Raw genomic sequence first — 18,790 nt, 5'->3', positions numbered from 1 at the left:
CTGTGAGTGAAAATATAGAGAGACGGAGGTTCCTTAAATGCTTAGGAGCCGGCTCTTTGATACTGGCGCCTTTGGGTTGCAGCTCAGTCAAAGAGGAGGACTCTAATAGTAACAAGCCACACTATGCAATGGTGTTTGACCAAAATAAATGTGTGGGTTGTGGCGAATGTAAACTAGCTTGTAATCAAGCTAATAACCTACCTGAAGGTAAATCTCGCTTAATGATGGAGCAGCAGTCTGGTGGCGTAGAAGGGCAAGTTTGTCCCCATTGCGGTAAAACCAGCTGTGAATGTGAACGTCGATATGTGCGTGTATCGTGTCAGCAGTGCAAAAATGCACCTTGCGTTACCGTTTGTCCAACAGGTGCCGCTCATCGAGATCCGGCCACCGGTATTGTGACCATGGATGCAGATAAATGTGCTGGTTGTAAATACTGTATTGCGGCTTGTCCTTATGATGCGCGCTACATCAATAAAGAGACAGACGTGGCTGACAACTGTGACTTTTGCCTTAACAGCAAGTTGGCTAAAGGTGAACTGCCAGCGTGTGTGCAAAGCTGCCGTTATGATGCATTGATATTTGGTGATGTTAACGATCCAAATTCTTACATCAGCCGTTTATTGGCGGTGAAAGACTCGGTACGCATTAAAGCTCACTTTGGTACAGAGCCGAGCTTACGTTACATACCAATCGTTAAGCAGGGGGTGTAGATATGGATGGAACACTGGAATTTACCATGGGGCTGTCCGATGGCATTGCTTGGCCCTGGCCGATTGCGGTTTACCTGTTCTTTGCAGGTATTTCTGGCGGTGCTTTATCGGTGGCACTATTTATTCGCTTCTATAAAAACCAAGTGGTGAATACACCGTTTTTAAAAGCGTCAGCCTTAGTGTCGTTTATCACCATCTCCTTAGGTATGTTGTGTCTCGTGTTGGACTTAACCAATCCGCTGTTCTTCTGGCGAATTTTGGTTTACTACAACCTTAACTCTGTTATGTCGATCGGGGTGATCGCGCTCTCAGCGTATATCCCGTTAGTGGCACTGATTGCCATGTTTGCTCTTGAAGAAGAGATCAAGCGCATCGCAATTCTTCGCCCACTATTGCCGATCATCAACAAGTTGAAGGGGATTCGTCGTCCGTGTGAAGTTGCAGTCTTGGTATTGGCCTTGTCTGTTTGTGCTTATACCGGTTTCCTTATCTCAGCATTGATTCGCTTCCCGCTTATCAATACGGCTGTCTTACCAGCGCTATTTGTTGCATCGGGTTTATCGGCCGGTGCTGCCGCAGCGAAAATGTTGGCAGTTGGTATGTTTAAGGAAGATTTGCACAGCCAAGATATGAAAATTTTGCACGGTGCAGAATGGCCAATCATGTTTGCTGAAGCACTGTTTTTATTCATGATCATCATGTCATTGATGACGGGTAATGCAGGTGCTCAAACAGCATTTGAGGCCTTCCATAGTGGCACGTGGTCAATGGTGTTCTGGTTAGGTGTGGTCGGTGTTGGCTTTATGGGTCCACTGTTACTTAACTTTGCCACTGGCAAGCGCTTCAGCCACTCAGCGCAAGCGTTCTACTTGTCAGGTATGTGCGCAGTTAGCGGCATGATGTGTTTACGTATGTTTATCCTGTATGCAGGACAAAACTTCGCAATTTAATCTCCGAGAGTCACTTCAGCGGGCTGCTAGTCGGCTGAAGTGAACTTAGGTAGTTTGGAGTTACCATGAAAAAATTGTTTATGAGTCTATTGCTTGGTGTCAGCTTAGTAGGATGTGGAGCACCAGAAAGTAATGCTCACCAACATCAAGCGGAGGCGATAACAGAGCATGATCGCTGCCATATGTGCGGCATGATGATTAAGAAGTACCCCGGCCCCAAAGGGGAGTTAATGTTAAAAAGCGGTGAGCTAACCCCTAAGTTTTGCTCAACTCGCGATATGTTTACCTTTGCTTTGCAGCCTGAAAACCAACGTCAGGTGAGTCAGTTATTTGTGCATGATATGGCTAAAACCGATTGGGATGCGCCCAGTGATAACCACTTCATTGATGCGACTCAAGCTTGGTATGTATACGGTACCAGTCGCAAAGCGGTAATGGGCAGTGCAGTTGCCCCTTTCTCAACCAAACAAGCCGCTGAAGAGTTCGCTAAGCAATATGGTGGTGCGGTGCTACGTTACGATCAGATTGATCTGGCTTTATTGTCGGGTGAATAATGCATTTGGCCTTCGGTTTGTCCTTATCTAGCCTGCTGTTAAGCATTTCATCATGGGCGCTGCTAGCTGGCATGTTGATCATGCCATGGCCGCTGCTGGCTCAGACCCATAGCGTTAACAATGCCGTGGAATTGACAGCCGCATTGCAACAGGCACAGAAAGGAGAGCATATTCATTTGCAAGCAGGTCAGTATCAGGGGCAATTTCAGGTATTACGCCCACTGACACTGACTGCGGATAAGCTTGCGATTATCGATGCCCAAGGCAAAGGTAGTGCTATTTCTGTTCGCAGTGCCGATGTAACCCTACAAGGGCTAAGTATTCGCAATTGGGGCAATGATCTTTATCAGCAACATGCTGGCGTCCACCTCAGTGACCAAGCCAATAATGTCCAAGTGATTGATTGTCATTTCAATGGGCAAGGTTTTGGTATTTTTGCTGTGGATGTTGCAGCTCCTCAGCTATCAAATAACGTGATTGTTGGCGATCGTGACCGCTTTACCTTAGATCGGGGGGACGGAATTCATCTGTTGCGCGTTAACGACCCTAAAGTCACGGGCAATCGGATTAGCTGGGTGCGCGATGGGGTTTACCTTGAATCGGGTACAGGCAGTGTTGTCGACAACAATCAGTTCGAATCTCAACAGTACGCCATCCATTACATGTATACCCAAACTGACCGTGCTTCAGGCAATGTTGCCCATGATGTTGATGGCGGCTATGCGCTAATGAACGCCACCGGCATTGTGCTGGAATATAACCAAGTTACTGCTGCCAGAGAGTTTGGTGTACTGCTTAACCTCACCAATGATGCGCGCATCGCATTTAACCATATTAGTGACACCTTTGATCCTAACTCCACCGGCGAGCTGCTAGATGAAGGCAAAGGTATATTTATCTATGGTGCACGCGGCAACGAGTTGCAAGCTAACTTAATGCAAAACAACCAGGTGGGGTTGTCGATGGCCATGGGCGGTGAATCGAACCGTATTTTTGAAAATCAGTTTATAGATAACCAAGTTCAGGTGAAGTACATCGGTGATGTTCGCGTGGAATGGAGTCACCAAGGTCGAGGAAACTATTGGAGTGATTACCAAGGTTGGGATCTCAATGGCAATGGTATTGGTGAAACGCTGCATCTGCCAAACGACAGTTTAGACCGATTATTCTGGTTATATCCTGAGGCGCGTTTTTTAAGTGAAAGCCCAGTTGTGAAACTGCTTAAATGGCTTGATAACCAAATTCAACAATACGCCCCAAAAGGGGTGACAGATAGCTATCCCCTATTGGCGCCTGCACCGATACCTAGGTTGGCGAAAGTGGCGAGAGAAAATTAATGAGCAATGAAAACTGTGCGGTATCGCTGGCAAATGTTAGCCATCAATTTGGCGATTTAGCCGCGTTAACTGAGGTCAATTGTCAGATAAAAGCCGGGCAATTATTAGCGTTACTAGGCCATAATGGTGCGGGAAAATCGACGCTGTTAAAAGTGATTTTGGGCCTGATTAAACCCCATCATGGGCAGGTCACTGTGCTTGGTCAATCACTGCATTTGGGTCGCAAGCAACCGTTAAATATTGGCTATTTACCTGAAAACATTACTTTCTATGACAAGCTAACCGGTTACGAATTGCTGTGTTATTTTGCTGCGCTAAAGGGGGTTGGCAAGGTTCGGGTTAAGCGCTTGATTGAAGAGTTTGGCCTTGAATATGCGCAGCACAAACCACTAAAAGGCTATTCAAAGGGCATGAAGCAACGCTTAGGGATTGCACAAGCTATCTTGTCTGAGCCACAACTGTTACTGCTTGATGAGCCTACAGTTGGACTTGACCCCCAAGCATCGGAGTTTTTATATCAAAAAATTCGCACCTTGACCGAACTTGGGTGTGCCGTCATGGTATCGACCCATGAGTTAAACCTGATAGAACCTCAGCTCGATGTGGCGATGATCATGGGCCAAGGCCGCAAGTTAGCGTTTGGTTCAATGGCGCAATTGCTGCAACGTAGCAGTTTGCCAGTGATCATTAAAGTACCTGATATTGTACGCCGAGTTACCCGCTATGGTTACCTGGCAGAGTTTTATCATGATGGCGTACTGCAATGCCCAATATCGCAAACTGAGTCCTTGGTTGAATACCTCACCACTGAATGTCAGATATTTGATTTCGTGATTGAAAAGCCCGGTTTAGCGGCGTTGTATCATGAGAAAATTACCCCGTTACAGCAAGCCAGTTCCGAAGGTATTGCGTTTCAGCCGCTACAACATCCAGTTTTAGTGGGAGCCTAAATATGATAAGCCAGACTTTGCTCTATGCACCTAATCCAGTATGGATTATTGCCAACAAAGAATTCAAAGACAGCCTACGCAACCGCTGGGTGAGTGTGATCACCTTTATCATGATGTTGCTGTCATTCAGTGTGACCTTTGCCGGAAGTGCCATTACCGGAGAACTTGCACTGCCAAGCTTAGTGAGCTTAATAACCAGCTTGTCGACAATGGCGGTTTTTATTATTCCATTGGCTGCCATTTTGCTTAGCTATGATGCGTTTGTGGGTGAGGAAGAAGCGGGCACTATGTTGTTGCTGCTCAGCTATCCATTAACCAAACAACAGATTTTTATCGGTAAGTTGATTGCCCACAGCGGCATCATGATTGCTGCAATTTGTGTGGCGTTTGGTTGTAGCGCGGTGTCGATGTTGTTATGGGCAGATAATGTCGCTTGGCAGCAGGTTATCGCCGCATTTAGCCAATTTATTCTCAGCAGTAGCTTGCTGGCGGTGACGTTTATTTTAATGAGCTATTTCGTCAGCTTAAAAGTGAGCGAAAAAGCCCGTGCAGTGGGCACCTTGTTATCACTGTGGTTCCTACTGGTGTTGGTTTATGATCTCTTGCTATTGGCATTGTTGGTGGCAGACCTAGGGAGTAGTTCACAGGCATTGGTTAACTTGTTGATGGCGCTCAATCCGACGGATATCTACCGAGCGATTAACTTGTTGGCCATTGAGTCGCAGATGGGCAGTTTGAGCATGTTGGCCAAAACCACTTGGGGCAGTGAGCTACTTTATGGATTATCGCTTTTATGGCTGCTGATGTTGGCCATACTTAGCCTATCTGTATTTAAGCGTAAATTCATTTAGCATTAGCGTTTCATCATAAACGATTAGTTGTTATTATTTTTAGGAATAATATATATCGAGTTCACGTTCTTTGTTGGTGTCCTAATTCATGGACATCAATTTGAGTAAGTTGTCACAGATTTAGCTGACACTGGGCGATAGAATTTAAATAATAACAACGATAAGTTTCATTGGCTTAGCCAAGAAATAAAATTGAGGTGAAGCGTGGTGAAAGTTACTCCATATCTGGAGTTTGACCAAGAAGCGCAGCAATTACATGATCGTGTAAGTGATCAAAAGATCCACTTAACATTTTCAGAGTCTGCGGTGCTCGGCTATTTACTAGCCACACCAGATGCCATTGTCGCTAAAGAGGCATTACTTGAGGCTGGGTGGCCAGATCGTGTGGTGGCTGCCACATCATTAACGCAATGTATTAGTACATTACGCAAAAAGTTAGAACCGTTCACCGAGGTTCAATTAAAAACCGTTGCGCGCCGCGGCTACCAGTTACATATTTCCCCTAAATCCCATGTGAAGATGTTAGCGGTTAATGATGCTGAGTCGATCAAAGAAGCGCTCATTGATGTTTCGCTAATGGTTAAAATTGGTGGCATCGTCGTCGCTTTGGCATTGCTTGCTTGGCTCTGGTATAGCAGTGACTATCATAAGGTGGTAAAAAACGCAGCACTTTGGGATGCTGATCAGCAGGTCAATATTAATTTAGGTGGCATAGAGGAGTCACTGACATTAATCTCCAAAGAGGGTGACTACAGTAAGCATGCTTCTATGTGGCAAAAACACATTGCCCCAGAGTTTAATCATGTTAACGATATGCAGGGCTTTAGTGGTTTTGCGCTATCCGATGGCAATCACTATTCGTTGGCGACATGTCCTAACGGTCAAGGCAATGCCTGTTCTGGCGAGCATCTAATCAATTTAGCTGCGATTGATAAAAAACCTGCAGGGCTAAACATGATTGAGTTTAGCCAGCTTAGAGAGGTGATGGAAAATCGTATTCGCTATAACCGGTTGTTGATCCCGCAGTCTGAGTCTTTTGATGGCATTAGTGATGTTGTTGAACATCATTATCACGGTGATATCTATTTTCCGGTAGTTGATGAACTCCTAGTTCGTGCTGATGTGAGTGTGTCTTTGGTATATGAAGAGCCGCTAGCAGGTAAATTTTATTCTTCGGCATGCATTACCGACCAAGATTGTTTGACGACCCCTATTAAGTACCAAGTTCGTGGGCAGTTTGTGCAATATAAACAGACCATTGGTGAGCTTGAAGTGGATGTGTTCCACGTTAAAGTTGCACAAAAAGATTTGATTAAACCTGATGTGGTGAGCGATTCGGCCATGCATTTTTATCGTGAAATACGTAAGCACAATATTCGCGATGAAGAGCTGTTTTACTACCGAATATATCGCGATGATAAAACCGCGGTATGGATTGTCCCGTTATTGGGGAATCTCGTGACCTGGACCAAGTACGATAGAGTGGTACTTTAACAACAATAAACCCAGCCTAGGCTGGGTTTTTATACCGATTGGTATTATTTATATTGGTGATGCTAGCGTTATTTGATAAACGCAAAAGCATCGCCATATAGGTGGTCTTCTTCAACACCGATTTCACGGAATACTTCCCTAGCCGCACCCACCATATCAAAACGACCTGCGATATAGATGTCATAACCTTTAAGGCTAATAAAGTCGCTTTTAATTTGATCAAGTAGGTTGGCTTGTTTACCGTCCCAGTCTGATGAGGCTTGCTCTACCACAGGCACAAAGTGCAGCCAGCTATGGTCTTTGTGCCACTGACGAGCAATCGCTTCATAATACATTGCTTCCTGAGAACGACAGCCCCAATACAAAGTGGTTTCAACCTGCTGACCTAAGTTGATCTGATGTTCGACAATGCTTTTGATATAAGAGAAACCGGTACCGCCAGCAATAAGTAGTCGTGGACGAATGTGCTGTTCACGTAAGTGAGCTTCGCCACCAGGCATTTCAATATCAATGAATTCGCTTTGTTGTAGACGTTCAACCACTTGCATCGGATAGCTTTCGCTTACCGCAGCACCGATATGCAGTTCAATTTGTTGACTACCTGGTGCTGACGCAATAGAGAAAGGTCGTTTATCCTTTTCGCCCATTACGATGCAAAGATATTGTCCCGCATTAAAGTCGATCAAATTGTCAGGGGTTAATACCACCTGATAAACGGCATCATTAAATGGGGTAACGTGTTCTACTTTACAGCGAATGGTGTTCATATTAATCCTTCAGTTGCCTCTCTTTGTAGGCTTAGTCTCAGTTCGATATCAATGTAGTGCTGGCCAAATTGACCAGCAGATAAAATTATAGGGTTGGAGCTTGATCTATACCTAGTTGGTCCCACATTTGGTCAACTTTTTGTTTAACTGCTTCGTCCATCACAATCGGAGTACCCCATTCGCGGTCGGTTTCACCTTCCCACTTATTGGTTGCATCCATGCCCATTTTTGAACCGAGCCCGGCAACGGGTGAAGCAAAATCAAGATAATCAATCGGTGTATTATCGATCATCACAGTATCGCGTTTCGGATCCATTCGGGTGGTGATCGCCCAAATCACGTCGTTCCAGTCGCGGCAATTAACATCCTCGTCCACCACTACAATGAACTTGGTATACATAAATTGTCTGAGGAAGGACCAAGCCCCCATCATGACTCGCTTGGCATGCCCTGGATACTGCTTACGAATCGAAATCACCGCCATGCGGTAAGAGCAGCCTTCTGGCGGCAGATAGAAGTCAATGATTTCTGGATACTGTTTGCGTAAGATCGGCACGAATACTTCATTCAATGCCACACCTAACATAGCGGGCTCATCGGGCGGACGGCCAGTATAGGTGCTGTGGTAAATTGCGTCTTCACGCTGAGTAATATGAGTGACGGTAAATACTGGGAATGAATCGGTTTCATTATAGTAACCAGTATGATCGCCATAGGGGCCTTCTTCAGCCATCTCTTCAGGATCTATGTAGCCTTCAAGAATGATTTCGCTGGTGGCAGGGACCTCTAAGTCGCAGCTAATTGCTTTGCATACGTCGGTGCGCTCTCCTCGCAATAGGCCAGCAAATGCATACTCACTCATCGCATCAGGCACAGGGGTAACAGCGCCTAATATGGTGACAGGATCAGAGCCTAGTGCCACGACAACCGGATATCGTTCACCGGGATGTTTTTCTTTGAAATCTTTAAAGTCTAACGCCCCACCACGATGATCAAGCCAGCGCATGATCAACTTGTTTTTGCCCAGTAACTGTTGTCGGTAAATCCCCAAGTTTTGACGCTTCTGTCTTGGTCCTTTGGTGATGGTTAATCCCCAAGTGACAAGGGGGGCAACATCGCCAGGCCAACAGTGTTGAATGGGAAGTTGAGTTAAATCGACCTCATCACTGGTTTTAACTATTTGTTGGCAAGGCGCATTGCGAACAGTTTTCGGCGGCATGTTCAGTGCTTGCTTGAACATTGGGATCTTGGAAATGGCGTCTTTAAAACCGCGTGGTGGCTCAGGCTCCTTTAAAAAAGCCAATAGCTCGCCAACATCGCGCAGGGCCAATGGATCTTCTTTCCCTAATGCCATGGCGACTCGCTTTGGCGTACCAAAAAGGTTTGCCAGTACCGGCATATCCTTGCCAACAGGGTTCTCAAATAGCAGCGCAGGTCCTTTCGCGCGTAAAACACGATCGGCGATCTCTGTCATTTCCAAATTAGGATCAACAGGATGGCTAATTCTTTTTAGTTCACCATTGGCTTCAAGGTGATCAATAAAACTGCGTAAATCCTTAAAACTCATGTGGAATTACTCACTGCTAGATAATGTGATATGGCGCGCACTATAGCATTTTTCTACCATAGGGTTAATAGGCCGTTATAGCCAACTTTATGCCTCTGTCTTAATTAAATAAACAACAAGCAACAAGTATTAATAAACAAGCGTTACAGAATTAACTAAAAAGGTTATTACCTCCGAGTTGATGCCATAAAGGTTTTGTACTGCTCGTTGGTGTTCTATTGTGGTTTGTCGGCGTATACTTAAACCATTGCAGCTAAACTTACTTATGTAGGGAGTGCTTATGTCAAATCCTGGTGACTTAGTCATAAAAATTATGCTGGCTTGTGCTGCATTGTCGATGAGTTTTCTTGCTGCTGCAGACAGCCATAGTCGCGTATCTTGGGGCAGCCAAGTGTGGTTAGGCTCAGGTTGGAACAATTGGGACTATGGCGATCGTTGGCGCTGGGGCATCGGCGTCGGTACAGGCTCTCCCTATTGGAATAATCATAGTGACTATTGGAACCGTCATTATTGGAATCGCCCATACTGGCATAATCGCTGGCGTTATCCCTATCGCTATGAGCGCCGCGTTCGTGAACCTGAGCCGGTGAAACCTGTAGCCATTGCCCCTCCCAAGCGCACGACAACGAGCATGCAATATAGTGATGCAATCCATTCACTGCCAGCCAATGCCCGAGTCATACAACGGGATAATCGCACCATTTATGAATGGCAAGGGGTTGAGTATGTTTATGACTGGCATAGTCAAAGCTATAAGAGATTAAAAGAGTGATATCAATTTTCATCTTAATTACGTTGCGCCTCTATTTTTAGCTCATCTCGCAAATTCCATTTGGTTATATTTTATTCTCTTTTGTTATTTTAACTCAATAATTCAAAAATAAGTATTCTCTTATAAAAGTAAATACTCCACTTGTTTTTCGCCTGCCCCATTAAAGAAATATTTTTCCTGCATGTTTTTGCATCTGTTGTTACTTTTTGTATCTGGTAATTTATATTGTTTTTCAAATTTTTATGAAGCTTAACGCTGTTGCTGAAATGTTGATGGTATGTTTTATTGATATTGTCATCTGCTGGAGCAGAGTCTAGGAGTTTTTAATTAATAGTCTCAATAGTTAATTTTGAGGTTGTTATTTAAATGTAGTAGCACTAGGGAGTGGTAATGTCAGGGATGTTTAGAAAACAAGCCGTTGAAGCGCAAAAAAGTAAATTGCATGGCGATATTACACTTGCGCAGCCTTTATCTATTTATACCACTGCATTTATTTTATTTTCTATTGTTTTCGCAATAGCCCTATTCTTATCTTTTTCAAGTTATGCCCGCAAAGAAACGGTACGCGGTTATATTGTCCCGGATAAAGGCGTAATTAAGGCTTATGCCAGCCGTAGCGGTAATATTGAAACATTACATGTAAAAGAGGGTGATAAAGTCGCAAGTGGTCAGGCGTTAGCGACCATTGTATTAAACCGCGCTATGGTGTCGGGCGCTGAGTTAAGTGAAAACCTTATTGAGCAACTGGAAAAGCAAATATCGCTGTTACGTGAGGAGCAATATACCAATCAGGCTTTAAAGCAAAAAGAAATCACCAAACTCAACATTGCTATTAAAGATATTCAGCGCTCACTCACTGTGACCGAGCAGCTTGAGCAATTATTGACAGAAAAATTTTCCTTGCAGCAACAGCAGCACGCCCAACATCAATCGCTATTTACCGATGGGTTCATATCAACATTAGAGTACCAAGCTCAGCAAGAGAAGTTTATCGCTGTTAGGCAAGAGCTAGAAAACTTGCAAGCTAACCGAGTTCAGTTGCAAAGTGACTTGAATAAAGCCAGCGCTGAGTTAGAACTTTTACCGCATCAATATCAATTAAAGCAAAATGATGTTGATAGGCGCATTTCTGATCTAAATAGGCAGATTGATGAAACACGTAATAACCATCGATATGTGATTAAAGCCACTGAGGCCGGAACCATTGCCGCGATACAAGTGGTAGAAGGGGAGCTTGCTAGCTCAAACAAACCTCTGCTTAGCATTATTCCACAAGGGGCAGAGTTGGTTGCAGAACTACTGTTACCAACACGTTCGGCAGGTTTTGTTAAAAAGGGTGATGAAGCTAGGCTTAGGTTTGATGCTTTTCCCTATCAACGCTTCGGCTTTTTACAAAGTGAAGTGGTGCGGATTGATAAAGCCCTACTACTTGATGGCGAGGCCAATGTCCCTATAGCACTGCAAGAACCAGTTTATCGAATACGCACTCATTTATCAGCACAATCGGTTAAGGCTTATGGGGATAAATTTCCCTTAAAAAGTGGCATGTTGCTAGAAGCGGATATTGTACTTGATAGCCGTAGCTTACTGGATTGGTTACTTGACCCCATTTACAGCTTGCAAGGGAGGGTGGGCTAATGACTGACTTATCAAGCCATCCTGATAATGAGCAGCAAGCTAGCGCAATTAGCCTATTGGAATTTTCTGGCAAAAAGCGTGTGCCACTGATTCTACAGGCCGAAATGGCCGAGTGTGGCCTTGCCTGTATGGCAATGGTGGCAAGTTTTCACGGCCATAAGTTAGATATGGCGGCACTGCGTAAGCGTTTTACGGCCAACCTTAAGGGGATGAATCTACAGCAACTCATTGAGTTGGCCGACAACGTAGGTTTAGCCAGTCGCGCGCTAAAATGTCCGATTGAAGATATTGGTAAGCTATCTTTGCCCTGTGTGCTGCATTGGGATATGAACCACTTTGTGGTGTTAACCGGTGTGACTAAGCGCGGTTTGACTATCAATGACCCTGCACTTGGCAAGCGCAACCTATCGCTCAAAGAGTTTGCTGAACATTACACTGGGATTGCACTAGAGTTAACGCCGACTAAAGGTTTTAAACAGCAAGATGAACGCCAACAGATGCGCCTGTCACAGCTGTGGAGCAAGATGACCGGTTTGGGCCGAGCGTTGCTAACCTTATTTGTCTTATCTGTGTTGTTGCAAGCTTTTGCTTTGATTAGCCCCTATTATATGCAGTGGGTGGTTGATGAGGTGTTAATTAGTCAAGACAAGCCTTTGCTGATTGTACTGGCTATTGGTTTTGCGCTACTAGCGATAATTAACGTGGTGACTACCGGTGTGCGCAGTTGGTTAGTGCTTAGGGTATCTAGCCTGTTAAACATGCAGATGGGGGTGAACCTACTACGTCACTTGTTGCGCTTGCCGATGCAGTACTTCGAAAAGCGCCACATTGGCGATGTAGTTTCTCGTTTTGGCTCGCTTGCACAAGTACGTGAGCGTTTGACCACCGGCTTAGTTGAGACTTTAGTTGATGGCGTGATGTCGATTGCTGTACTGGTGATGATGCTGCTTTATAGCGTACAGCTAACTATGGTGGTGCTGGCCGCTATTACCATGTACACGCTGATTCGATTTGCTTTGTATCGTCCATTGCACCGCGCAACAGAAGAATCCATTCAAGCCAGTGCGAAAGAGCAAACCAATTTCTTAGAAAATGTTCGTGGCATACAAACCATCAAGCTGTTTACCTGTGAGCCACAAAGACAAAGTCTTTGGCAAAATCGCTACAGCGAAGTCATAAACGCCGATATTCGTTTAGGTAAACTGCAAATTAGCTTCGATGCAGCCAACAAGCTGCTGTTTGGTATCGAAAATGTCATTGTGGTCTATCTTGCTGCGACTATTGTGATGAGTGGTGGATTAACCATAGGTATGGTGCTGGCTTTCATCGCCTATAAAAATCAACTTACTGAGCGTATTGCCAGTTTAATTGAACAACTCATTCTGTTTCGGATGCTGCGTTTACATTTAGACCGTATATCCGATATTGCCCTGCATCAACAAGAGCCGCATCGTGATGCCAGCCAGTCACTTAATCATGTTAGTGGTCAACTAAGATTGGAGAATGTCTGTTTTAGCTATGGTGACAACGAAAAACAAGTTATCGACAATGTGTCATTAACCATCGAAGCCGGTGAATCCGTTGCTATTGTGGGAGAGTCGGGCTGTGGCAAAACCACTTTAGTTAAGCTGATGCTCGGGCTGTTAACGCCTACCCAAGGGCGAATATTAATTGACGGCCAAGATATTACTCAAATCGGCTTAATCCAATATCGCCGGCAGATAGCGGCGGTGATGCAAGATGACACCCTGTTATCTGGCTCGATTGCCGACAACATTACTTTCTTTGACCCAGAGCCTAACTATCTGCGTATGCAGCAATGCGCACAACTTGCTGCGATTGAATCCGATATCAGCAAAATGAACATGGGCTATAACACGCTCGTGGGCGACATGGGCAGCCAATTTTCAGGTGGGCAAATTCAGCGCTTATTGCTTGCGCGGGCACTGTACCAGCAACCCCGTTTACTGTTTATGGATGAGGCAACCAGCCATCTTGATATCGACAATGAAGCTAAAATAACCGAGCAAATAAAACAGCTGGAGATGACGCGAGTGATTATTGCTCATCGGCCGGAAACCATTAAACAAGCCCAGCAAGTGCTAGTGATGTACCAGGGTAAAGTTTATACCCAAGCACAAATGCAGCAGTTGCAGCAAGTGCAGCAGTTAACGGAGTGATATAGCTCGCTCACTAAGAGTGAACCGAGCCAATGAAAAGCATTAATAAAAAGAGCCAAAACAAGAAGCAATAATAACAAACAATGAAAAGGATTTTAGCCAATACCACAAAGATGCAATCACATTGCAGTGGTAAAGGTTAAAAGTAAGGGCGGCGCAACTTTAGCCGGAAACGCCGTCCTTAGTCAGTCGCTTAAGTACTTGATAAGGCAAAATACCCATTCAAGCACTTAGGCAAACATAACGTTAAACAGTTTAAATTAAGGAAGATATTATGCAAGAACTTACAAAAAATGAAATTGAACAGGTTAGTGGTGGGCATGCTAAGAGTTCTGGGCAAGTCGCTGCAGAATGCATAGTTGCAACAGCTGCCTTTGTTGCTGCAGGGGCAACAGGTGTTGGTGCTATTCTTGCTATAGGCGGCTTAATAGCTGCTAATTGGGATATGCGCTAACTTTATAGTTATAAAAATAAGGTTTAAAAGTATTTAAATCTAGAGGTGATAGGAATTCTATCGCCTCAATTTAGTTGATTTAGGAATTATTTATGAAAAATTTAGAGGGTGAAAACCTTAAGGATATGTGTAACTTTCTCAAGTTTAATGGTATTAGGTACAGCATGTCATCTAATAATTTGATTATTCATCCATTTCTTTGGGTAAAAATTAAAGTTTTGAGAAAGGGGGAAAAGTACGAGTTGGTCACCGATGAGTGGCGCAATGGATTGTTATTTATACTTATGACAGCTTGGGCGTTAATGGTTAGAGATGATATGCCTATTCATGTACTTTTCCTCAGTGCTGCGCTTTTGAATCTCGTCATATTACTAATGAAGATAAAGATAACTGTCGTTTTTTCAAATTTTAAATTATCGCAATAGTGGTTATGTTGCTTTTTTTTCAGGCTCTAATGCTTTCTATCAAGCTAGTGTTTTTTATTAGCCTGATTCAATTTTTTCTTGGCAAGGAAACTTTGATTGAGAAAATAGTGAAGTTAATTAAGTAAGGCTGTTAGTATTTTCATGGGGTCTTGTCGTAGAGGTGGTGATATGCGATTGAATGATTTTATATTGAATAAGTTAGTTTTCTATAAAAATAATAGGTTGAGTCTGCTTTTTATACCAATTTTGTTCTTTTCAGCTTTAGCAAGTGGCATGTTCAAACCTGCTTATGCTACTTCGATTGAAGACTTCTCTCGCCATAGTGAGTTTCATAATGTAAAAATCTCACCGGATGGCAAACATTTAGCGGTATTAATCAATACTGATGGCCGTAAAACCTTGGCTTTTCTAGATAGTAAAACCTTTGAAGTGACTTTTAGTTTAGGTGGAGAAAAAAGGGATCAGGTTGCCGATTATTACTGGGTTAACGATGAGCGGGTGATTGTGCAAGTGGAGCAGGTAAAAGGCTCACTGGAAAAACCTGTCAGTTATGGCGAGCTGTATGCGGTGAACTATGACGGCGCTAAAAGACGGATGATTTTTGGTTACCGTAGCAAAAAGCCGACTGCTCATGGTGGTTTTTTACTGGATAACTTAGAGGGCGATGACAAGCATGTGCTTATCTATAAAAAGGCCTTTAGCCGTAAAACTGATGTGATACCTGAAGTTGCCAAGTTAAATGTTTACAGTGGACGTAGTACGCGAGTAAAGCGTGCACCCATTGCATATAGCCAGTTTCTTGTAGACCACAATGGTGTACCTCGTTTTGTCGCCGGAACAGATGATGATTTCAATACGAAGTTATTCTATTCCCAAGGTAAGGGCGAGTCTTGGGCTGAGTTTGGCAAAGAGTTTGAAGGTGAGTTTCAACCGATTGCTTTTGCCCCAGATAATCAAAGTGTCTATGCATTAAAAAGTAGTGATGGTGGTCCAAAAGGTTTATATCACTTCGACCTCAATACCCAAAAAGAAACTCAATTATATCGCAGTGAAATGGTCGACCCGACTTATGCGATGAGCTCAGATCTCAATGAGGTTTATGGCCTGCGGTTGGATGAGGATTATCCTAATTATCTATACCTCAAGCCGAGCTCTGAGGATGCAAAATTGCATAAAGCGCTTGTGTCAGCTTTTAATGGTGACAGCGTGATTGTGAGTAGTAAAACTCGAGATGGCAAGCAGGCGATTGTTCACGTGAGTAGCGACCGCAATCCAGGGACTTTTTATCTATTTGATACGCAAACCATGAAAGCGAGACATTTGATGAGTGCTCGCAGTTGGATTGATCCTAACAAAATGGCGATGACTGAGCCATTTCGAATTAAAACCCCAGATGGTCTTATTCTAAATGGTTTGATGACGTTACCGAAAGGCAAGTCAACGCAGTTGCCCACAGTGGTGATGCCCCATGGTGGCCCACATGTAAGGGATTACTGGGGTTACGATCCACAGGTGCAAATGTTGGCTAATGCTGGTTATGCAGTGGTTCAGGTCAACTTTAGGGGGTCATCGGGGTATGGTAAAAACTTTGAAAAAGCCGGATACGGTAATTGGGGAACCAAAATCCAAGATGACATCTTGCTTGCAACCAAATACGCGGTTCAGCAGGGCATCGCAGACAAAGATAACATGTGTATCTTTGGGGTGAGTTTTGGTGGCTATAGTGCATTACAAAGTGCGGTAAAATCGCCTGATACCTTTAAATGTACCATTGGTTACGCCGGTGTTTATGACTTAGAAATGCTCTATGACGAAGGCGATGTTAAAGACAATGCTTGGGGAGATGCCTACTTAGATACGACACTCGGCACTGACAAGGTTGAGCAGCGTGCGCAATCGCCAGTTCATCACATTGCCAAGTTAAAAGCGCCAGTGCTTATTATTCATGGTGAAGATGATGAACGAGCCCCTATAGAACACGCTGAAGCATTGAAAAAAGCGCTGGAAAAACAAAACCACCCCTATGAGTGGCTGGTTAAAGATAAAGAAGCGCATGGCTTTTATAAAGAAGCCAATATTTTAGAAGCTAATCAAGCGATACTTGGCTTTTTGGATAAACACATTGGTAGTTAATGGACGCTGCTTAAAAAAAGAAAAGGGAGTTTCATGCTTGCTTGTCCTCAATGTGGCAGTATTCAGCGACTATCAAGAATTATTTTTCCCAAAAGGTTAAATAAACTTAGCTGTGATAGCTGTAGAGCGGCGCTAATTATAACTTATAAACCAAGCATACTTTTTGGGTTTGCAATGGGGTTTCTCTACGCTTATTTTTTTCGGAAAACTGATGTCTACTTCAGATATCAAATTGTGGCTTGCAACAATAGCGGGCCTCTTAGTTATCGATTGTATTGCAAGAGCGACATTTTCGACGTTGTCAATTGCTGATGAGTAGGGCTTAGCAGTTTGGTGTAAGGTGCTTTATTGCTCACTCTAACGAGCAGTAAAGTGCCTGATACTTTAGCATATGCCATTGGTTGAGCTGGTATTTCAGCTATCACTTGAGAACTGATTGAGAAAACGTAGCGTTAAATCATTTAAACGTCTTTGTTAAGTATAGGTACAGCTTGTGCCTGCTAAATTGTCACTTGTTGATTAGTAAATCAAGTAAGGACAATTTATGGCTGCATTACAGACTCGTTTTCGTTTAGGTAAATTTATTTTGGCTGTACCGTTTGTTTTAGGTACCGGATTAATGTCAGCCGCCTATGCTTCACCTAACACTGCCGTTACCGCTGAACTGACTAAATATAAGACCGAAGGCCATATCACTATGTGTGAATACCGTACGGTTAGACAAGTGCATTATCAGGTACTCAATGGTAACGAAAGCTGTCCGACTGCGATGCTGGTTGCCCCTGAATTAGAGCGTGGCACTGACGAGCAAGTGGCACCCGCTGCCAATACGGCAAGCCGACATCAGTACGATAATGACGCCGAATAAGTATATTTAGCTATCGGTTGTTATAGTCCTGTTTTAATAAGCTAAATAGCGACAGATCATGATACTGGTTCTTCCAATAACTGTGCTGTCGCAATACGCCTTCACAATGAAATCCAAGTTTTGTGAGTAGCTTTTCCGATCCGATATTGCCCTGCATGACAAAGGCTTCTAGGCGATTAATGGGTTGTTGATACTCCGTAAATAAATAATCAATCACTGCCTGCAATGCTTCTGTTGCCAAGCCTTGCCCCCATGCTTGTGGGATTAACTCATAACCGATGACGGCGACATGACGTTGTGGCTCAAAATGGTTGACGCCGCAACCCCCAAGATATTGCTGGGTGTATTTATCCCTAATGGCCCAGCGCAACATCTGCTGTTGTTGATGCTTGATAGCATCTTGTTTGATGAGCTCGCGGGCCGCCTCTAAGTTTTCAAAGGCAGCTAAATCATAAAACTGGGTCACCTTGTTATCGGCAAACAGTGAGAAAACCGCTTCGGCGTCAGAGAGTACGCATTCATCTAAAAGAAGCCGCGATGTCGCTAATTCAGGCGGTGTCTTCATGGCGTTTTGATGTTCATTGCGTAACTGTCGATAGTGTAGCCATCATCTTGATACTGCCTGACAAACTTCATCCCTAGCTTCTTAAGCACATGAGAGGAGGCAGTATTTTCTGGCATGACTTCACCATAGACTTGATCAATGTCTAAATGATCCCGTGCGTAGTCAATGCAAGCCTGATTGGACTCTGTTGCATAGCCCACCCCCCAATAATCTGGATGAAAACGATAGCCAATATCGACCGCATTGATGCGAGTTTCAAATTTAAACCCGCAAAAGCCAATCACTTTGCCGCTGGCTTTCTCTACCACAGCCCAGCGAGCGAAGCCGTATTGGGCATATTCTTTAAGCCAAATATCATTGATGATGGCTTTGGCATCTTCCAAGCTATTACATAAACCGGCATCACCGGTGTAGCGATTGACTGCTTCAGGTGCGTTGAAGTCAACCACGGCTTGGGCGTCGTCCATTGTAAACTGCCGGATAATGAGTCTTGGAGTTTCCGTTATTATCGCCATTGTATTTACCTGTGTTGTAAGTGGTTATCTGTAACTACTTTACCTAGAGTTTAAAAAGCA

Annotated in this window: 18 protein-coding genes; 14 read left to right on the top strand and 4 right to left on the bottom strand. The window is 44.0% G+C overall.

Annotated elements, in window-relative coordinates; translation table 11 throughout:
- The first annotated feature begins 2 nt into the window (after nucleotides 1–2).
- From ACHUFW_RS13620 to ACHUFW_RS13590, 7 genes are all read left to right on the top strand, one after another.
- Entirely contained in the window at nucleotides 3–710 is a 708-nt protein-coding gene (locus ACHUFW_RS13620; RefSeq protein WP_394203888.1) for a 4Fe-4S dicluster domain-containing protein, read from the top strand.
- Between the two features lie 2 nt (nucleotides 711–712).
- On the top strand, nucleotides 713–1,660 hold the full coding sequence (gene nrfD, locus ACHUFW_RS13615; protein ID WP_394203887.1) for an NrfD/PsrC family molybdoenzyme membrane anchor subunit: 948 nt from the start codon (nucleotides 713–715) through the stop codon (nucleotides 1,658–1,660).
- Nucleotides 1,661–1,725: 65 nt separating this feature from the next.
- Complete coding sequence (locus tag ACHUFW_RS13610; protein WP_394203886.1) at nucleotides 1,726–2,214, top strand: nitrous oxide reductase accessory protein NosL; 489 nt, start codon at nucleotides 1,726–1,728, stop codon at nucleotides 2,212–2,214.
- Nucleotides 2,214–3,551, top strand: coding sequence for a nitrous oxide reductase family maturation protein NosD (nosD, locus tag ACHUFW_RS13605; RefSeq protein WP_394203885.1), 1,338 nt, complete (start codon nucleotides 2,214–2,216; stop codon nucleotides 3,549–3,551). Before ACHUFW_RS13610 ends, nosD begins: the two co-directional genes overlap by 1 nt.
- Nucleotides 3,551–4,501, top strand: coding sequence for an ABC transporter ATP-binding protein (locus tag ACHUFW_RS13600; RefSeq protein ID WP_394203884.1), 951 nt, complete (start codon nucleotides 3,551–3,553; stop codon nucleotides 4,499–4,501). Before nosD ends, ACHUFW_RS13600 begins: the two co-directional genes overlap by 1 nt.
- A gap of 2 nt (nucleotides 4,502–4,503) precedes the next feature.
- On the top strand, nucleotides 4,504–5,352 hold the full coding sequence (locus ACHUFW_RS13595; protein ID WP_394203883.1) for an ABC transporter permease: 849 nt from the start codon (nucleotides 4,504–4,506) through the stop codon (nucleotides 5,350–5,352).
- Nucleotides 5,353–5,556: 204 nt separating this feature from the next.
- The gene (locus tag ACHUFW_RS13590; protein ID WP_394203882.1) at nucleotides 5,557–6,846 is read left to right on the top strand and encodes a winged helix-turn-helix domain-containing protein; all 1,290 of its coding nucleotides are present in this window, start codon (nucleotides 5,557–5,559) and stop codon (nucleotides 6,844–6,846) included.
- A 68-nt stretch (nucleotides 6,847–6,914) separates the two neighbouring features.
- On the opposite strand, the gene fre is transcribed toward ACHUFW_RS13590, so the two are convergent.
- Complete coding sequence (gene fre, locus ACHUFW_RS13585; RefSeq protein ID WP_394203881.1) at nucleotides 6,915–7,613, bottom strand: NAD(P)H-flavin reductase; 699 nt, start codon at nucleotides 7,611–7,613, stop codon at nucleotides 6,915–6,917.
- 85 nt (nucleotides 7,614–7,698) lie between these two features.
- Nucleotides 7,699–9,180: a 4-hydroxy-3-polyprenylbenzoate decarboxylase gene (ubiD, locus tag ACHUFW_RS13580; protein ID WP_394203879.1), complete on the bottom strand. Its 1,482-nt coding sequence runs from the start codon at nucleotides 9,178–9,180 to the stop codon at nucleotides 7,699–7,701.
- Between the two features lie 280 nt (nucleotides 9,181–9,460).
- Here ubiD and ACHUFW_RS13575 point away from each other — a divergent pair, with 280 nt between their 5' ends.
- The 7 genes from ACHUFW_RS13575 to ACHUFW_RS13545 all read left to right on the top strand — a co-directional run bounded on the left by ACHUFW_RS13575 (nucleotide 9,461) and on the right by ACHUFW_RS13545 (nucleotide 17,650).
- Complete coding sequence (locus tag ACHUFW_RS13575; RefSeq protein ID WP_394203877.1) at nucleotides 9,461–9,952, top strand: hypothetical protein; 492 nt, start codon at nucleotides 9,461–9,463, stop codon at nucleotides 9,950–9,952.
- A 390-nt stretch (nucleotides 9,953–10,342) separates the two neighbouring features.
- Nucleotides 10,343–11,590 (top strand): HlyD family secretion protein, encoded by a 1,248-nt coding sequence (locus ACHUFW_RS13570; RefSeq protein ID WP_394203875.1) that lies wholly within the window; start codon nucleotides 10,343–10,345, stop codon nucleotides 11,588–11,590.
- Nucleotides 11,590–13,770: a peptidase domain-containing ABC transporter gene (locus tag ACHUFW_RS13565; protein WP_394203873.1), complete on the top strand. Its 2,181-nt coding sequence runs from the start codon at nucleotides 11,590–11,592 to the stop codon at nucleotides 13,768–13,770. Before ACHUFW_RS13570 ends, ACHUFW_RS13565 begins: the two co-directional genes overlap by 1 nt.
- Before the next feature lie 274 nt (nucleotides 13,771–14,044).
- On the top strand, nucleotides 14,045–14,224 hold the full coding sequence (locus tag ACHUFW_RS13560) for a hypothetical protein (protein ID WP_394203871.1): 180 nt from the start codon (nucleotides 14,045–14,047) through the stop codon (nucleotides 14,222–14,224).
- A gap of 92 nt (nucleotides 14,225–14,316) precedes the next feature.
- A complete protein-coding gene (locus ACHUFW_RS13555) occupies nucleotides 14,317–14,649 on the top strand; it encodes a hypothetical protein (protein ID WP_394203869.1) in 333 nt (110 codons plus the stop codon).
- Between the two features lie 273 nt (nucleotides 14,650–14,922).
- Nucleotides 14,923–16,782 carry an alpha/beta hydrolase family protein gene (locus ACHUFW_RS13550; RefSeq protein WP_394203867.1) on the top strand — a complete coding sequence of 620 codons (1,860 nt, stop codon included), beginning with the start codon at nucleotides 14,923–14,925 and terminating at the stop codon, nucleotides 16,780–16,782.
- A 544-nt stretch (nucleotides 16,783–17,326) separates the two neighbouring features.
- Nucleotides 17,327–17,650, top strand: coding sequence for a hypothetical protein (locus ACHUFW_RS13545; protein WP_394203866.1), 324 nt, complete (start codon nucleotides 17,327–17,329; stop codon nucleotides 17,648–17,650).
- A gap of 10 nt (nucleotides 17,651–17,660) precedes the next feature.
- Here ACHUFW_RS13545 and ACHUFW_RS13540 read toward each other — a convergent pair whose 3' ends face one another.
- Nucleotides 17,661–18,215: a GNAT family N-acetyltransferase gene (locus ACHUFW_RS13540; RefSeq protein ID WP_394203864.1), complete on the bottom strand. Its 555-nt coding sequence runs from the start codon at nucleotides 18,213–18,215 to the stop codon at nucleotides 17,661–17,663.
- A complete protein-coding gene (locus ACHUFW_RS13535) occupies nucleotides 18,212–18,730 on the bottom strand; it encodes a GNAT family N-acetyltransferase (RefSeq protein WP_394203862.1) in 519 nt (172 codons plus the stop codon). The genes ACHUFW_RS13540 and ACHUFW_RS13535 overlap by 4 nt, the downstream gene beginning before the upstream one ends.
- Nucleotides 18,731–18,790: the final 60 nt, after the last annotated feature.

The organism is Shewanella waksmanii, from assembly GCF_043643685.1.
GTDB classification, from domain to species: Bacteria; Pseudomonadota; Gammaproteobacteria; order Enterobacterales; family Shewanellaceae; genus Shewanella; species Shewanella waksmanii_A.
This window is presented reverse-complemented; position numbering and strand designations above follow the sequence as displayed.